At 66.1% G+C, this 14,897-nt stretch carries 13 protein-coding genes and 1 pseudogene; 11 read left to right on the top strand and 3 right to left on the bottom strand.

The window, feature by feature from the left end; translation table 11 throughout:
• Positions 1-22: 22 nt before the first annotated feature.
• The 3 genes from AB2M62_RS12620 to AB2M62_RS12630 are packed head-to-tail and all read left to right on the top strand — an operon-like array spanning position 23 to position 2,599.
• The gene (locus AB2M62_RS12620; RefSeq protein ID WP_404334207.1) at positions 23-172 is read left to right on the top strand and encodes a hypothetical protein; all 150 of its coding nucleotides are present in this window, start codon (positions 23-25) and stop codon (positions 170-172) included.
• On the top strand, positions 165-1,514 hold the full coding sequence (locus AB2M62_RS12625) for a putative O-glycosylation ligase, exosortase A system-associated (protein WP_404334209.1): 1,350 nt from the start codon (positions 165-167) through the stop codon (positions 1,512-1,514). The genes AB2M62_RS12620 and AB2M62_RS12625 overlap by 8 nt, the downstream gene beginning before the upstream one ends.
• The gene (locus AB2M62_RS12630) at positions 1,511-2,599 is read left to right on the top strand and encodes an acyltransferase family protein (RefSeq protein WP_404334211.1); all 1,089 of its coding nucleotides are present in this window, start codon (positions 1,511-1,513) and stop codon (positions 2,597-2,599) included. The genes AB2M62_RS12625 and AB2M62_RS12630 overlap by 4 nt, the downstream gene beginning before the upstream one ends.
• Here AB2M62_RS12630 and AB2M62_RS12635 read toward each other — a convergent pair.
• Positions 2,562-3,101 (bottom strand): type 1 glutamine amidotransferase domain-containing protein, encoded by a 540-nt coding sequence (locus tag AB2M62_RS12635; protein ID WP_404334212.1) that lies wholly within the window; start codon positions 3,099-3,101, stop codon positions 2,562-2,564. The genes AB2M62_RS12630 and AB2M62_RS12635 overlap by 38 nt on opposite strands.
• 120 nt (positions 3,102-3,221) lie before the next feature.
• Between AB2M62_RS12635 and AB2M62_RS12640 the strand changes: the two genes are divergently transcribed.
• A complete protein-coding gene (locus AB2M62_RS12640) occupies positions 3,222-4,241 on the top strand; it encodes a DNA topoisomerase IB (protein ID WP_404334214.1) in 1,020 nt (339 codons plus the stop codon).
• An 8-nt stretch (positions 4,242-4,249) separates the two neighbouring features.
• The gene (locus tag AB2M62_RS12645; RefSeq protein WP_404334216.1) at positions 4,250-5,425 is read left to right on the top strand and encodes a mechanosensitive ion channel family protein; all 1,176 of its coding nucleotides are present in this window, start codon (positions 4,250-4,252) and stop codon (positions 5,423-5,425) included.
• 232 nt (positions 5,426-5,657) lie between these two features.
• Here AB2M62_RS12645 and AB2M62_RS12650 read toward each other — a convergent pair whose 3' ends face one another.
• A complete protein-coding gene (locus AB2M62_RS12650; RefSeq protein WP_404334218.1) occupies positions 5,658-6,836 on the bottom strand; it encodes an acetyl-CoA C-acyltransferase in 1,179 nt (392 codons plus the stop codon).
• Between the two features lie 46 nt (positions 6,837-6,882).
• Positions 6,883-7,341 carry a MaoC family dehydratase gene (locus tag AB2M62_RS12655; protein WP_404334220.1) on the bottom strand — a complete coding sequence of 153 codons (459 nt, stop codon included), beginning with the start codon at positions 7,339-7,341 and terminating at the stop codon, positions 6,883-6,885.
• Positions 7,342-7,469: 128 nt separating this feature from the next.
• Between AB2M62_RS12655 and AB2M62_RS12660 the strand changes: the two are divergent.
• From AB2M62_RS12660 to AB2M62_RS12685, 6 genes and pseudogenes are all read left to right on the top strand, one after another.
• Positions 7,470-10,407: pseudogene (locus tag AB2M62_RS12660) on the top strand (L-glutamate gamma-semialdehyde dehydrogenase).
• A 48-nt stretch (positions 10,408-10,455) separates the two neighbouring features.
• Positions 10,456-11,382 carry a DUF2167 domain-containing protein gene (locus AB2M62_RS12665; protein WP_404334221.1) on the top strand — a complete coding sequence of 309 codons (927 nt, stop codon included), beginning with the start codon at positions 10,456-10,458 and terminating at the stop codon, positions 11,380-11,382.
• A gap of 922 nt (positions 11,383-12,304) precedes the next feature.
• Entirely contained in the window at positions 12,305-12,661 is a 357-nt protein-coding gene (locus AB2M62_RS12670; protein ID WP_404334223.1) for a hypothetical protein, read from the top strand.
• 156 nt (positions 12,662-12,817) lie between these two features.
• A complete protein-coding gene (locus tag AB2M62_RS12675; RefSeq protein WP_404334225.1) occupies positions 12,818-13,765 on the top strand; it encodes a glucokinase in 948 nt (315 codons plus the stop codon).
• A 46-nt stretch (positions 13,766-13,811) separates the two neighbouring features.
• Positions 13,812-14,291, top strand: coding sequence for a pyridoxamine 5'-phosphate oxidase family protein (locus AB2M62_RS12680; protein WP_404334227.1), 480 nt, complete (start codon positions 13,812-13,814; stop codon positions 14,289-14,291).
• A gap of 138 nt (positions 14,292-14,429) precedes the next feature.
• Positions 14,430-14,801, top strand: a complete 372-nt coding sequence (locus AB2M62_RS12685) for a YkvA family protein (protein ID WP_404334229.1) — start codon at positions 14,430-14,432, stop codon at positions 14,799-14,801.
• The last annotated feature ends 96 nt before the right edge of the window (positions 14,802-14,897 follow it).

The raw sequence follows: 14,897 nt of genomic DNA on the forward strand, positions 1-14,897 counted from the left end.
GACCAAGGAAGGAGCGCGGCCCATGATCGACAATCTATCGCTTGGGCTCACCCATGGGCTGATGCTGCTTGCGGCATGGCTGCTGCTGCGCCGGCCCGATCTCGACGACGAGACCCCGCAGGACGATTCGAGCGACGGCAAGAAGCGCCGCTGGGGAAAGCCGCGTGCGTGATCTCGTCTTCGTCGCCTTTCTCGGCGCCTTCTTTGCGATGGGCTTCCGCCGGCCGTTTATCTTCGTGCTGGCCTATGCCTATATCGACATCGTCTCGCCGCAGCGGCTGACCTATATCCTGCTCAATTCGGTGCCGATCTCGATGATCGCCGTCGCGCTGGCGGTCGGCGGCTGGATGGCGATGGACGACAAGAAGGATGTCCGCGTCGCCCCGCGCCAGGGGCTGATCCTGCTGCTGCTCGGCTACTGCTTTTACACTACGATCAACGCCGATTTCGCGCTCGAGGCCAAGGATAAATGGGAATGGGTGTGGAAGGCGCTGGCCTTCGCAGCCTTCCTGCCGCTCACCTTGCGCACCCGGCTGCGCATCGAATCGCTGCTGCTGTTCATGATCCTGTCCGCCGCGTCGATCATCATCGTCGGCGGGATCAAGACGCTCGGCTCGGGCGGCGGGTACGGCGAACTCAACCTGATGGTCGCAAACAATTCGGGGCTCTACGAAGGCTCGACCATCTCGACCGTCGCCGTCGCGATCATCCCGCTGATCCTGTGGTTCACGCGCCACGGCACGATCTTCGTCCCCGATTGGCGCGTCAAATGCTTTGCCTACGCGCTGATTTTCGCGTGCATGCTGATCCCGGTCGGCACCTCGACGCGCACCGGGCTGCTTTGCATCGTCCTGCTCGCGGTGCTGATGATCCGCGATTTCAAGCGGCCGATGCTCTACGTCGCCGCCCTCGGCTGCCTCGGCCTCGCCGCCGTCCCCTTCCTGCCCTCGACCTTCACCGAGCGGATGGGGACGATCAAGACCTACCAGGCCGATGCCTCCGCCTCCACCCGGCTCGCCGTGTGGCAATGGACGATGGACTATGTGAAGACCCATCCGATGGGCGGCGGCTTCGAGGCCTATCGCCAGAACCGCATCCGCTACGAAAAGGTCGCGGTCAGCGACCAGGGCGGCTCGGCCAAAGTCGATCGCAGCGTCGAGGTGGATCAGGCGCGCGCCTATCACAGCGCCTATTTCGAGATGCTCGGCGAGCAGGGCTATGCCGGGCTCGGCATCTGGCTGCTGATCAACCTGATCGGGCTGATCCGCATGGAAGTGCTGCGCCAACGCTACAAGAAGCCGCAGCCCGGCCAGGAATGGATCGCGCCGCTCGCCAGCGCGCTGCAGAACGCCCATTTCGTCTATCTGCTCGGCGCCACCTTTATCGCCATCGCCTTCCAGCCGTTCATCTACATGCTGATCGGCGCGCAGATCGGGCTCGACACCTATTGCGCCCGCAAGCGCGCCGAGACGAGCTGGCGACCGCTGCGCAGCCCGAAACTGGCCGCCGCATGACCCGCGAGCTGCGCGCGCTCACCTCGGCGCGCGGCGTCGCCGCGTGGCTGGTCGTGCTCTACCATATCCGGGGATCGATCGCCGGGCTGCCCGATGCGGCGCTTGCCCTTTTCGGCAAGGGTTATCTCGCGGTCGATTTCTTCTTCCTGCTGTCGGGCTTCGTGATCTGGCTGCGCTATGCCGAGCCGATGCGCCGCGACGGCCTGCGCGCAGTGCCGAGCTTCCTCCAGCGCCGCGTCGCGCGGATCTGGCCGCTCCACGCCTTCCTGCTCGTCGGCGCCCTCGCGCTCGCGCTGCTGCTCCGCGCCACCGGCCGCGCGGCCGAGCAATTCCCGCTCGCCGAGCTGCCGCTCCATGCGCTGCTGCTCCAGAATTGGGGCTTCACCCATGCGCTCGCCTGGAACGACCCCGCCTGGTCGATTTCGTGCGAGCTTGGCGCCTATCTGCTGTTTCCGCTGCTCGCACTGACGATCGACTGGCGCCGCGTACCCACCGCCGCGGTCGTCGCCGCGATCGTCGCGCTGCTCGCCCTGCTCCACAGCGTCTTCGCCGCGCATGCCGCGCCGGGTCTCGGCTACGACATCCCGCGCCTCGGGCTGATCCGCTGTATCTTCGAATTCGCCGCCGGCACCGCGATAGGCGCGCTGTGGCGGCGCTGGGATACCGCGCCGCGCCGCCCTGCGCTCGTCGCCGCGCTCACGGCCCTCGCCGCGCTGCTCGCATGGGCCGCGGGCGCGCCGGAGACGCTGGCCGTCCCCGCCGCCTTCGCTGCGTTGCTCCTCGCGCTTGCGCTTACCGCCGGACGCCGCGGCAATCCGCTCGAAGGCAAGCTGCTCCACAGCCTCGGCGAGATCAGCTACGCGACCTATCTCAGCCACTATCTGCTGTGGATCGCCTTCAAGCTCGTCTTTGTCCGCAACGCCGTGATCGGCTGGCCGCTGGTCGGCCTCTATCTTGCGCTGGTCCTCGCCACGTCGGTGGCGCTCTACCGCTGGATAGAGCGCCCCGCGCAGAAATGGCTGAACGGCCTGCGCCTCGATCTCCGGCTTAAGCGTCCGAAAGCGCCTCCAGCACCGCGCGGTTGAACGCGGGAATATCGTCGGGCTTGCGGCTGGTGATCAGCTTGCCGTCGATCACCACTTCCTCGTCGAGCACGCTGGCGCCGGCATTCGCCAGATCGGTGCGTACCGAGGGCCAGCTCGTCGCGCGTTTGCCGTCGACGACGTCGGCCTCGATCAGCAGCCACGGCGCATGGCAGATCGCTGCGACGATCTTGTCCGCGTCGACGAACGCCTTGACGATCTCCACCGTGCGCGCGTCCATCCGCAGCGTGTCGGGATTGCCCACTCCGCCGGGCAGCACCAGCGCCTGATACTCGGCGGGATCGACATCGCTCACCAGCGCATCAGGGGTGATGCTCTCGCCTTTCTCGCCGCCCTTCTCGCCGGTGATCGGATCGGTCTTGAGCGAGGCAAGCGTCACCGTGACGCCGACATCGAGCAGCGCCTTGCGCGGCCCAAACAGCTCGTCCTGTTCGAAACCGTCGGTAGCGATCATCAGCACGCGCGCGTTGGAATAGTCGACCATCGAGGGGTTCCTCTCGTTTGATTGTCGGGGAATCGCCTGCCGCACAACCCGGTCGTCATAGCGCCGGTTCCGGAACGAAGCGCCCAGCCGCGCATTCACTGCGACACTGCGAGGAGGCCCATGGCACAGCTAGACATCGTCTATGTCGATGATCAGGAAACCGGCATCACGCGCCGCAAGGTGCGCCACGGCTGGGGCTATTGGGATGCCGAGGGCGCGCGCATCACCGATCGAGACGCAATCGATCGGCTCAACAAGATCGGCCTGCCGCCCGCCTACACCAATGCCTGGTTCTGCCCCGATCCGCGCGGACATATCCAGGCGGTCGGCTGGGACGACAAGGGCCGCAAGCAATATCGCTACCACACCGGCTTTCGCGAGGCGCAGGAGGCAGCGAAATACGATCGCTGCGGCGCATTTGGCGAGCATCTTCCCAAGCTGCGCGCCAAGGTCGAGGCTGATCTCAAGCTGCGCGGCCTATGCAAGGAAAAGGCCGTCGCCGCGGTCGTCCGCCTGCTCGATCTCGGCACGATCCGCGTCGGCAACAAGTCCTATGCCCAGGCGAATAAGAGCTTCGGCGCGACAACGCTGCGCAAACGCCACGCCAAGGTGAAGGGCCAGACGCTCAAGCTCCAGTTCCGCGCAAAATCGGGCAAGCTGCGCGTGATGACGATCACCGACGGCTCGCTCAGCCGCTTCGTCAAGCGCGTCCAGGATTTGCCCGGCCAACATCTGTTCCGCTGGGTCGACGATGCCGGCGAGAGCCATCCGGTCACCTCGACCGACGTCAATTGCTATATCCGCGACGCGATGGGCAATGATTTCACGGCAAAGCACTTCCGTACCTGGGGAGCTAGCGTCCTAGCCTTCGAGGCGCTGGCCTGCGCGCCTGGTTATATGGGCATCAAGGCAATGCTCGAGCCGGTGACCGAGGCGCTTGGCAACACCCCCTCAATCGCGCGCAAATCCTATGTCCACCCCCGGCTGATCGATCTCGCCAAGGACAAGGCGGCGCAGGCCGATTTCCGCGCGCGCTTGCACCTGCCGCGCACCACCCGCTACCTCAATCGTTACGAACGCGGCCTGATTGCCTTTCTCGAGGAAGATCATGCCGCCGCACCGCGTGCCAAGGCTGCCTGAAGGATCGCATGACAACCAATAAAGCTGCCCCGCTCGTCCCCGAACTCGACCTCCAGACCCAGACCCAGACGTTCGTTCGGGACAGCTGGATCTGGGTGCAGGCGCATTGGCTCAACATCCTGATCGCGGGTGGCATCGCTGCCGGCATCGTGCTCGCGCTCTATGCCGTCCGCGGCTGGGGTCTGCGGCTGTGCAAGCGCGGCGAAGGCGTCGCCAATTGGTATTCGATCTTCGGGCGCGCCGTCTCGAAGACCGGCAGCTTCTTCATCTTCATGGTCGCGATCCGGCTGGTGTCGGGCTATGCGGCGCCGCCGCCTGCGGTGGCGACGACGGCGCAGTTCCTGTTCACCATCTCGGCGGTATTCCAGGCCGCGATCTGGGTGCGCGAGATCATCTTCGGGATGATCGAGCACCGCACGACCTCGGAAAGCTATCACGGCGCCGGGCTCGCCAGCGCGATCGGGATCATCCGGCTGCTGGTGTCGATCGTGCTCTTCTCGATCGCGATCGTGATGGTGCTGGGCAATCTCGGCGTCAACGTCACCGGCCTGGTCGCGGGTCTCGGCATCGGCGGCATCGCCATCGGTCTCGCGGCGCAGGGCATTTTCGGCGATCTCATCGCCGCGCTGTCGATCATCTTCGATCGACCCTTCCGGCTCGGCGAGAACATCAAATATGATAACACCGCCGGCACGATCGAGGGCATCGGGCTCAAGTCCACCCGCATCCGCTCGTTCGATGGCGAGTTGCGGATCATCTCGAACCGCCAGCTGCTCGACAAGGAAATCCAGAACCTCAGCGACCGGACCAAGATCCGCGTCCATTTCATGCTGGGCGTGACCTACGAGACCAGCGCCGATGCGCTCAACAGCATCCCGCAGATGCTCAAGGAGATCGCCGAGGCCCATGGCGCGAAAGCGGTGCGCAACGGCTTCGCCGCGTTCAATTCCAGCTCGCTCGACTATGAATATATCGTCGAGTTTCCGAGCGGTGATTGGGACATCGCGCATCCGGGCCGCGACAATATCGCAGTCGACATCCTGCGCCGCTTCGGTGACGCCGGCATCGCCTTCGCCTACCCCACCCAGACCAGCTACACCGCTGCGCCCGACGGCACGCTGATCCCGCCCTATCCAGAGGTGCAGTCGGTGATACGCGTCGACAAGGATCGCGCGGAAACCTAGCCCGGAAAGACTGGCGACGCTCAAGGACAAGCCGAGCGGAGCGATCGTTCCGTGCAGCGATGTCGCCGCAGCCAGGCGCAAAGTCCTGCGTTTTCTTCGGGCCGTGGAGCATGCGGAGACTGCCCCACCAGCCTGCGGCTGGTCCCCCTCCCCCTCCGGGGGAGGATCAAGGGAAGCACCATCCGCTGCTTATTAGGCGTCACCCCGGCGTTCGCCGGGGTGACGCCTAATGTCAAAGGACCTCGAACAGTCCGGCAGCGCCCATGCCGCCGCCGATGCACATCGTCACGACGACATATTTGGCACCGCGGCGCTTGCCTTCGATCAGCGCGTGGCCGGTCATGCGGGCGCCCGACATGCCGTAAGGATGGCCGATCGAGATCGCGCCGCCATTGACGTTGAGCAGTTCGTTCGGGATGCCCAGCTTGTCCTGGCAATAGAGCACCTGCACTGCGAAAGCCTCGTTGAGCTCCCACAGGCCGATATCGTCCATCTTGAGATTGAAGCGCTCGAGCAGCTTGGGGATCGCATAGACCGGGCCGATGCCCATCTCGTCGGGCTTGGTGCCGGCGACGGCCATGCCGACATAGCGGCCGAGCGGGGTGAGGCCGCGCTGCTCGGCGAGCTTCTCTTCCATAAGGACCGAAGCCGAGCTGCCGTCGGAGAGCTGGCTGGCGTTGCCCGCGGTGACGATGCCGTTGGGGAGGACGGGGTTGAGGCTTTTCAGGCCTTCCAGCGTGGTGTCGGCGCGGTTGCCTTCGTCCTTGGCGAGCGTGACTTCCTTCTGGGAGACTTCCTTGGTCTCCTTGTTGACGACGTTCATCGTCGCGGTGACCGAGACGATCTCGTCATCGAACTTGCCTGCGGCCTGTGCCGCGGCGGTGCGCTGCTGCGACTGGAGGGCATATTCGTCGCAGCGATCGCGGCCGATGCCATAGCGCTGGCCCACGATCTCGGCGGTCTGCAGCATCGGCATATAGATATCGCCATGCATCGCCAGCAGTTCCTTGTCGGGCTCGACGCGCATCGCCGGGGTCTGGACGAGGCTGATCGACTCGACACCGCCACCGATGGCGATGTCCATATTGTCGACGACGATTTCCTTGGCGGCGGTGGCGATCGCCATCAGCCCCGAGGCGCATTGGCGATCGACCGACATCCCGGCGACGCTGACCGGCAGACCGGCGCGGAGCAGCGCGGTGCGCGCGATGTTGGCGGCCTGGCTGCCCTGCTGGAGCGCGGCGCCGAACACGACGTCCTGCACTTCGGCGGGGTCGATCCCGGCGCGCTCGACTGCCGCCTTGATCGAGGCTGCGCCCAGCGTCGGGGCGGGAAGCGCATTGAACGCGCCGCGATAGGCCCGGCCGATCGGCGTGCGGGCAGTGGAGACGATGACTGCGGAACGGGACATGGGACTTCCTCTTTTTAGCTGTTCCCGCGCGCGGGAAGGCTGCTGTTCAAACGTAGATAAGCGCAATCCACTCGGCGATAAGCGCAGGCTTCTCCTCGCCTTCGATCTCGAGCGTATATTCCTGGACCTGCTCCCAGACGCCGGGCTTGCGCTCGACGAGCTTGCGCAGCTTGAAGCGGCCGCGCACCCGGCTCCCCGAACGTACCGGCGTCAGGAAGCGGACTTTGTTGCCGCCATAGTTGACGCCCATCCGGACGCCTTCGATCGGTGGCGCACCGGTGCGCGCGGCGAGCATCGGCATCAGCGAGAGCGACAGGAAGCCGTGCGCGATCGTGCCCCCGAACGGGGTCTCGGCGGCGCGGACCGGGTCGACATGGATGAACTGGTGATCGCCGGTGGCGTCGGCGAACTGGTCGATCATCGCCTGGCTGACTTCGACCCAGTCGGACATGCGTTCCGAGCCGATCTGCTCGCGCAATTGATCGATCGTAACAGGCTGGGCCATTTCCTCTCCGACGCTTTCGTCGCATAGCGCTGGCATCCTGTAGAGGGCGACCCGGCATTGCTGCAAGCCCATCCCCGACCGGAAGCTTGAAGATGACGAATGACGTAACGTCCGCCGCTCGCAAAAACATGGCATCGCTGCACCGCGCCGCCGAACCCGATGTTCTAAAACCGCTTTTGGCGCGCGCAAGGCTCACGCCCGAGTTGCGTGAGAACGTGATGGGGCATGCGCTGGCGCTGCTCGCCGACCTGCGTGCGGCGCAGAACCGCGGATGGGTGAACCAGTTCCTCCACGAATATCGGCTCAACTCGTCCGAGGGCGTCGCGTTGCTCAGCCTCGCCGAGGCCTTCCTGCGGGTGCCCGATCCCGAGACCGCCGATCTGCTGATCGCCGACAAATTGGGCGATGCCGATTGGAAGGCGCATGCTGGCCGGTCGAACTCGGCCTTGGTCAATTCGGCGACCTGGGGGCTGATGCTCGGCCGCGCGCTGGTCGGCGACGAGCAGACCGGCACGCTGCGCCGGCTGATCAGCCGCGCCGGCGAGCCGTTCGTCCGCCAGGCAGTGGGTGCCGCGATGAAGCGTATGGGCGAGGTCTTTGTGATGGGGCGCACCATCGACGAAGCGAGCAAGCGGATGAAGAAGCCGGAGAATGCCGGCTTCACTGCGAGCTTCGACATGCTGGGCGAGGCGGCACGGACCAAGGCGGATGCCGAACGCTATTTCCAGGCCTATTTCGAGGCGATCCGCGCAGTGGGCCGCGATCCCAAGGCCGGGCATTCGATCTCGGTGAAGCTCAGCGCCCTGCACCCGCGCTACGAAGTCGGCCAATATGCCAAATGTGTGCCCGAGCTGACCGACATGCTCGCGCAGCTCGCTTCCGAAGCCGCGGCGCAGCGCATCCCGCTGACGGTCGACGCCGAGGAGAGCGAGCGGCTCGAGATGAGCCTCGACATCATCGGCGATGTCGCCAAGCGTCCCGAATTGCGGGGCTGGGACGGGTTCGGCATGGCGGTGCAGGCCTATGGCAAGCGCTCCCGCGCGGTGATCGGCTGGGCAGACCAACTCGGCCGGCCGATGCACGTGCGGCTGGTCAAGGGCGCCTATTGGGACAGCGAGATCAAGCGCACCCAGGTGGAAGGGCTCCCAGACTATCCGTTGTTCACGCGGAAAGCCTCGACCGACGTGTCGTATCTCGCCTGCGCGCGCGACATGCTCGACGCGAAGAATATCGTACCGGCGTTCGCCAGCCACAATGCGCTGACTGTTGCGACGATCCTCGACTGGGCGGGCGACAGCCGCGACTTCGAGTTCCAGCGGCTGCACGGCATGGGCGAGGGGCTGTACGAGCGGCTGGTGCGCGAGGAGGGCTATCATTGCCGGATCTACGCGCCGGTGGGCGGGCATCGCGACTTGCTGGCCTATCTCGTCCGGCGGCTGCTGGAGAATGGCGCCAATTCGAGCTTCGTCCACCAGCTGGCCGACGAGCATCTGAGCGAGGCCGAACTGCTTGCCGATCCGGTCGAGAAGATCGCCGCGCTGGGCGGCTCGCGCCATCCGAGCATCCCGCTGCCGGTCGACCTGTTCGGCGCGTGGAAAAACAGCGGCGGGATCGACCTGCAGGAGCGCGGCACGCTGCGCGATACGGCGAGCGCGATCGCGATCATGCCGGTGCCCGCGGCGGTCGCCGATGCGAGCGCAGGCGAGGCAACGGCGGCGATCGGCCGTGCGACGGCGGCGTTCGAGGACTGGTCGGCAACCCCGGTCGAGGCGCGGGCGGCCATCCTCGAGCGGCTGGCGGACGCGCTGGAGGCGAACCGCATCGAGCTGATGGCGCTGGCGGTGAAGGAAGCGTTCAAGACGATCCCCGATGCGCTGGGCGAGGTGCGCGAGGCGGCGGACTTCTGCCGATATTACGCCGCGCGGGCGCGCACCGACCTGGCAACAGTGACGCTGCCCGGCCCGACGGGCGAGCGCAACGAGCTGCGCATGGAGGGCCGCGGAGTCTGGGCGACGATCGCGCCGTGGAACTTCCCGCTGGCGATCTTCCTCGGCCAGACGGTCGCGGCGCTGGTGGCCGGCAACACCGTGGTCGCCAAGCCGGCGCCGCAGACGCCCCGGATCGCGCAGGCGGCGGTGCGGCTGGCGCACCAATCCGGCGTGCCCGAAGACGCGCTGATCCTGGTGCCCGGCGGACCTGAGATCGGCGCCGCGATCACTGCCGATCCGCGCATCGCCGGGGTCGCCTTCACCGGATCGACGCCGACCGCCAAGACGATCGCCCGCTCGCTGCTCGAGAGCGATGACCGGCCGATCGTCCCGCTGATCGCCGAGACCGGCGGGATCAACGCGATGATCGTCAACTCGACCGCGCTGCCCGAGCAGGTGGTGGCCGATGTGCTGACCTCGTCGTTCCGCTCGGCGGGCCAGCGCTGCTCGGCGCTGCGGCTGCTGCTGCTCCAGGAGGAAATCGCCGACAACGTCCTCGAGATGCTGCGCGGGGCGATGGAGTTGCTCGTCATCGGCGATCCGGGCGATCCGGCCACCGATGTCGGCCCGGTGATCGAACTCGCCGGCCTATGACAAGCTGATGGCCTATCGCGAGGGCGTGAAGGGCAAGTGGCTCAAGACCGTACCGGTGCCCGCGCAAGGCCTGTTCGTGCCGCCGACGCTGATCCGGCTCGACGCGATCGAGGACCTTGGCCGCGAATGGTTCGGCCCGATCCTCCACGTCGCGACCTGGCAGGCCGGCAAGCTGGAAGAGACGATTGCCCGGGTCAACGCCAAGGGCTTCGGGCTCACCATGGGCCTGCACAGCCGCATCGCGCGATCGGGCGAGATCGCCGAGGCGCGGGCGCGGGTGGGCAACCTCTACATCAACCGTTCGATGATCGGCGCGGTGGTCGGGTCGCAGCCCTTTGGTGGCGAGGGGCTGTCGGGCACCGGGCCCAAGGCCGGCGGACCGCACTATCTCCACCGCTTCTGCGCCGAGCGCTCGGTATCGGTCGATACGACCAGTGCGGGCGGCAACGCGACGCTGCTTTCGCTTGACGAAGGCGGCATCTGACGGTCCAAAATCCCCCGAGGCCGACTCCGCGGCCAAAGGGGGACGATGATGCGGAACTGGGGTGGCGGCGCGACGGCGCTTGCGATGGTGCTGTGCGCGGCGACGCCGGCAGTGGCGAAGGACAAGCCCGACGCGGCACCGGCGGCACCGCCCGCCATGGTGGCGCTGCAAAAGGACCTCCACCCGCAGACCGGCGACGTGAAGATCCCGCAGGCCAATGCGGTGATGCACCTGGGCGACCGCTATTATTTCCTTCCCGCCGCAGATGCGCGGCGCGTGCTTGTCGAAGCCTGGCACAATCCGCCGAGCACGGCGGACGGCGTGCTGGGCATGGTTTTCGAGAAGGACGCCACGGTTTATGACAGCGTCTGGGGCGCCGTGATCACCTATGAGGATACCGGCCACGTTCCCGACGACGACGCGGCAAAGCAGGATTATGCCGGCGTGCTCAAGGGCATGCAGGAAGGCACCGAGGAGCAGAACGCCGAGCGCAAGCAGGCGGGATACCAGCCGATGCACCTGATCGGCTGGGCGCAACCGCCGTCCTATGACGCGGCCAACCATTCGCTGATCTGGGCGCGCGAGCTCCAGCTCGAAGGCGATGCCGTCAACGGGCTCAACTATGACGTACGCCTGCTCGGGCGGACGGGCGTGCTCAGCCTCAACATGCTCGCCTCGATGAACGATCTCGGCAATGTCCGCACCGCGGCGCAGAGTTTCGGCAAGGCAGTGAGCTTCGAGCCCGGCGCGGGCTATGCAGACTATAATGCGTCGAGCGACAAGACTGCCGATTATGGCCTTGCCGGGCTGGTCGCCGGCGGCGTTGCGCTGGGCGTGGCCAAGAAGATCGGGTTCCTCGCGATCATCCTGAAGTTCGGCAAGGTGATCCTGATCGGCATCGCCGCGGCGGGCGCCGCGGTGTGGCAGTTCGTCAAGCGGCTGGTGGGCAAGAAGGATGAGGAAGAAGTGATCTAGGTCGGGGCTTATGGCCGAAAGTGGGTGGGAAGCGGACTTTGCCAAAGTGTGCGGATGGTGCTTTCCTTGATCTTCCCCCGGAGGGGGACCAGCCGCAGGCTGGTGGAGGGGTAGTCTCCGCATGCACGGCTCGATCCGCGATCGCTGGCTTTGCACGCAGGGCGTTCGGGTCCTCAGGATACCCGCGCAGGTGATCCTGTCCGACCTGAAAGCTGCGATCCGCCACAGTGTCGTTATCGCCTGCGGCGACTACCCCTCCACCGGCTTCGCCGGTCCCCCTCCCCCTCCGGGGGAGGAATGGGCGCTTCCAATGCCCGCAAGTGGGGCGGAAGCCGCCGGGCTGCGCCTGCCAGTATACGGCCTGACTAGCCAACCTTCTGGTTGGGGTCGCCTCGCGCCCCGAACCGGATTTATTCCGCATAAAATCAACAATTTCAGCGCACGTCATCCGGCGCTCAGATTTTGGTCGGTTGTCCTTGTTGACTCGATACGCAGATTTCAGGGCACCCGACGATTTTCCATTTCCAAAGAACAGGGTTTGACCTTGGCACGAAAGCGGCGCCTTCCCGTGCCACGTGCGCCGTCTCCACCGAGCGATCAGCCGCGTGGCGCAGCCCAACCTTTTGGTTGGCTTCGCCGGGCACTCGGCGCGGGCGATTTTCGCGATCTTTCAATGCTTTAGTCGTGCGGCATCCACAATCCCGTGCGCGATCGGTTGTCACGCTTGACACGATACGCCTCTTTTTGCGCGAGAAACCCTTTGGTTGCCTCGCGAATATTCTGACCGGCTGACGATTTCAAAGAGCAGGCCGCGATTCTGGCATGAAAGGCGCCCTGTAGGACAGCCCTGACTGCTGGCCGGCGTTCGCCGGCTGAACCTTGCGCTATGGCGGAGCCGGTGCAGCCTCGCTACGACGCGCGCATGTTCGCACGCCTCCTCCCCTGGCTCTTCTGGGCCGCGCTGCTTTTCGCCTTCGTCATGGCGATCCTGCCGCATCCGCCGCGGCTTCCCGGCGACCCGATCGACAAGGTGCAGCACATGCTTGCCTTTGCGACGCTGACGATACTCGGGAGCGCGTCATATCCCCGTATCCGGCCGCTGCACTGGGTGATCGCGCTCGCCGGCTTCGGCGCGCTGATCGAAGTGGTGCAGGCGATCCCGATGCTGCATCGCACATCCGACGTGATGGACTGGCTGGCCGACATGGTAGCGGTGCTCGTCGCGCTGGCCGTCGTAGCGGGGCTGCGCCGCGGGCTGTCTAGCCGTAAGCGCCTGTAACAAGGCATTTAGCGGATCGCGCTTGCGCGCGCTGGCGCAATCCCCACCCTTGCCGACAACGCTGCCACATGCGCGCGCCTTGGTGTTTTGGTAACTCAGGTTAGCGATAACAGCGGCGGGAGCCCCCAGCAGAGGGGCCGGGAAGAGGGATTTCTGATGGGCGAAGTAGCGCTGGTGGCCGATATCGGCCGCCAATCGGTTCGGTTCGGACTGACCGGCGGCGATGCCGGCGAGGCGCCGCGCGACATCCGCAAGTTCATGACCGCGGAACATCCCACTTTCACCAGCGCGCTCGTCGCCTATCTCGGCGGCGTCGGGCTGCAAGACGCCAAGCTCCCCAGCGTGCTCGCCGTCGCAGGCGCGGCGCGCGGCGACCTGATCAACCTGACCGGCAGCCGCTGGTATATCTCGCTCTCGGGCGTCGAAGCCGTGCTGCGGGTGCGCCCGCGCGCGCTCAACGAATGCGCCGCCAACGCACTTGCACTCACGCGCCTGTCGCTGAGCGCTTTCGCCCCGCTCCATGGCCCTCCGCCGCGCCCGGTCGAGGCCGGCGGCAATTATGTCGTGATCGGCACCGGCACGGGCCTGGGCGTCGCTGCACTGATATCCTCGGGCGATCGCCTCGTCCCGATCCAGAGCGAGGCCGGCCACATCGCCTTTGCGCCGCAGACCCCGGACGAGAAGATTTTCGCCGAGCATTGCCACAAAAAGGGCATCGCGCTCGACGTCGAGACGTTGCTCAGCGCGCCGGGGCTGCTGCTCGCCTATGAGGCGCTGTCGGGCGGCAAGCATGTGAGCAAGCCCGAGGACATCACCCGCAACGCCGGACGCGATCCGACCAGCAGCGCAGTGATGAAGATGTTCGTCGAGCATCTCGGCGCCTTCGCCGGCGATCTTGCGCTTGCCTTCGGTGCCTGGGACGGCGTGTACCTGACCGGCCCGATCGCACGCGGCATCCATCCGCAATTGATGGACCCGGGCTTCCGCCGCCGCTTCGAAAGCAAGGCCGCGTTCCGCCGCCACCTCTCCGAAGTGCCGACCGCCGTGGTGACCCGCAACGACCTCGAACTGGTCGGTGCCGCCGCCGCGCTGGGGAACGCCTGAACCGGGCCGCTCGTTACCCCGGCGAACACTATCCCGGGAGAGCATCATGGCCGACGTCGCCAAACTCAAGAAAGACCTCTGGAAGAAGCTCGACGACAGCCCCTTCGTGATGATCGGACTGCACGATGGCGGGCACAGCATTCCGCTCACCGCGCAGCTCGACAAGGATCAGGTCGACACGCTGTTCTTCTTCATCGGCAAGGACAACCGCCTCGCCAAGGGCGGCGAGGCGATGGCGCAGTTCGTCTCCAAGGGGCATGACTATTTCGCCTGCCTGGCGGGCACCGCCCGCGTCGACAACGATTTCGCGCAGATCGACAAATTGTGGAATCGGCAGGTCGAGGCATGGTTTCCGGGGGGCAAGGACGATCCCAACCTCGCGCTGCTGCGTTTCGACATCGATAGCGCCGAGCTGTGGGAAACCGATATGTCGGCGAGCGGCGTGCTCAAGATGCTGTTCGGCGGCACGATCAAAGGCGACGAGGAAGGCAGCCATGCCGTGGTCGGGACGACTGCGGAGGAGTGAGCCCGCCTGCCTGGCGCCGGTGGCGCAATCGTCCCCGGCGCTAGGGACACCTCTGCCGGAAATGCGGCATGCCAGCGCCCCGGCCTGCGCCGGGTGCGAAGCCTTGACCCGCGGCCCCGTTCGCGCGACGCACAGGCCATGGGTCCCACCCTCGCCCACCGCGTCCGCACCGAGGCGCATGCCGTATGGCTCGCGATCCGCGATCCGCGCACGCCGCTGCATGCCCGGCTGTTCGGAGTGCTGGTCGCCGCCTATGCGCTGTCGCCGATCGACCTGATCCCGGATTTCATCCCGGTGATCGGCCTGCTCGACGATGCGGTCCTGATCCCGCTGGGCGTCTGGCTGTTCGAGAAGATGATCCCCGCGGCGCTGTTCGCCGAACATCGCGCGCGGGCCGAGGCCGAGACGCAGCGCCCGGTGAGCGTGGCCGGGATAGCGATCATCGTCGCGATCTGGGCGGGCGTCGCCTGGCTCGGCTATACGCTGATTGCGACGAGCGGATATAATTGAGTTGGGGGTTCCCGACTGTCATTCCGGCGAAAGCGGGGATGCCGGAGAGTGGGATACGCCCGCCGGTTACATCAAACGCGGTCGCGACTAATTTCT

It is taken from the genome of Sphingomonas sp. MMS12-HWE2-04 (assembly GCF_044881185.1).
In the GTDB taxonomy this organism is placed as follows: domain Bacteria; phylum Pseudomonadota; class Alphaproteobacteria; order Sphingomonadales; family Sphingomonadaceae; genus Sphingomonas.

Bases quoted from the DNA above. Each gene is read 5' to 3' on its own strand.
- AB2M62_RS12620 (WP_404334207.1), top strand. From the start codon at position 23: ATGATCGACAATCTATCGCTTGGGCTCACCCATGGGCTGATGCTGCTT.
- AB2M62_RS12630 (WP_404334211.1), top strand. From the start codon at position 1,511: ATGACCCGCGAGCTGCGCGCGCTCACCTCGGCGCGCGGCGTCGCCGCG.
- AB2M62_RS12635 (WP_404334212.1), bottom strand. From the start codon at position 3,101: ATGGTCGACTATTCCAACGCGCGCGTGCTGATGATCGCTACCGACGGT.
- AB2M62_RS12640 (WP_404334214.1), top strand. From the start codon at position 3,222: ATGGCACAGCTAGACATCGTCTATGTCGATGATCAGGAAACCGGCATC.
- AB2M62_RS12645 (WP_404334216.1), top strand. From the start codon at position 4,250: ATGACAACCAATAAAGCTGCCCCGCTCGTCCCCGAACTCGACCTCCAG.
- AB2M62_RS12650 (WP_404334218.1), bottom strand. From the start codon at position 6,836: ATGTCCCGTTCCGCAGTCATCGTCTCCACTGCCCGCACGCCGATCGGC.
- AB2M62_RS12655 (WP_404334220.1), bottom strand. From the start codon at position 7,341: ATGGCCCAGCCTGTTACGATCGATCAATTGCGCGAGCAGATCGGCTCG.
- AB2M62_RS12665 (WP_404334221.1), top strand. From the start codon at position 10,456: ATGCGGAACTGGGGTGGCGGCGCGACGGCGCTTGCGATGGTGCTGTGC.
- AB2M62_RS12670 (WP_404334223.1), top strand. From the start codon at position 12,305: ATGTTCGCACGCCTCCTCCCCTGGCTCTTCTGGGCCGCGCTGCTTTTC.
- AB2M62_RS12675 (WP_404334225.1), top strand. From the start codon at position 12,818: ATGGGCGAAGTAGCGCTGGTGGCCGATATCGGCCGCCAATCGGTTCGG.
- AB2M62_RS12680 (WP_404334227.1), top strand. From the start codon at position 13,812: ATGGCCGACGTCGCCAAACTCAAGAAAGACCTCTGGAAGAAGCTCGAC.
- AB2M62_RS12685 (WP_404334229.1), top strand. From the start codon at position 14,430: ATGGGTCCCACCCTCGCCCACCGCGTCCGCACCGAGGCGCATGCCGTA.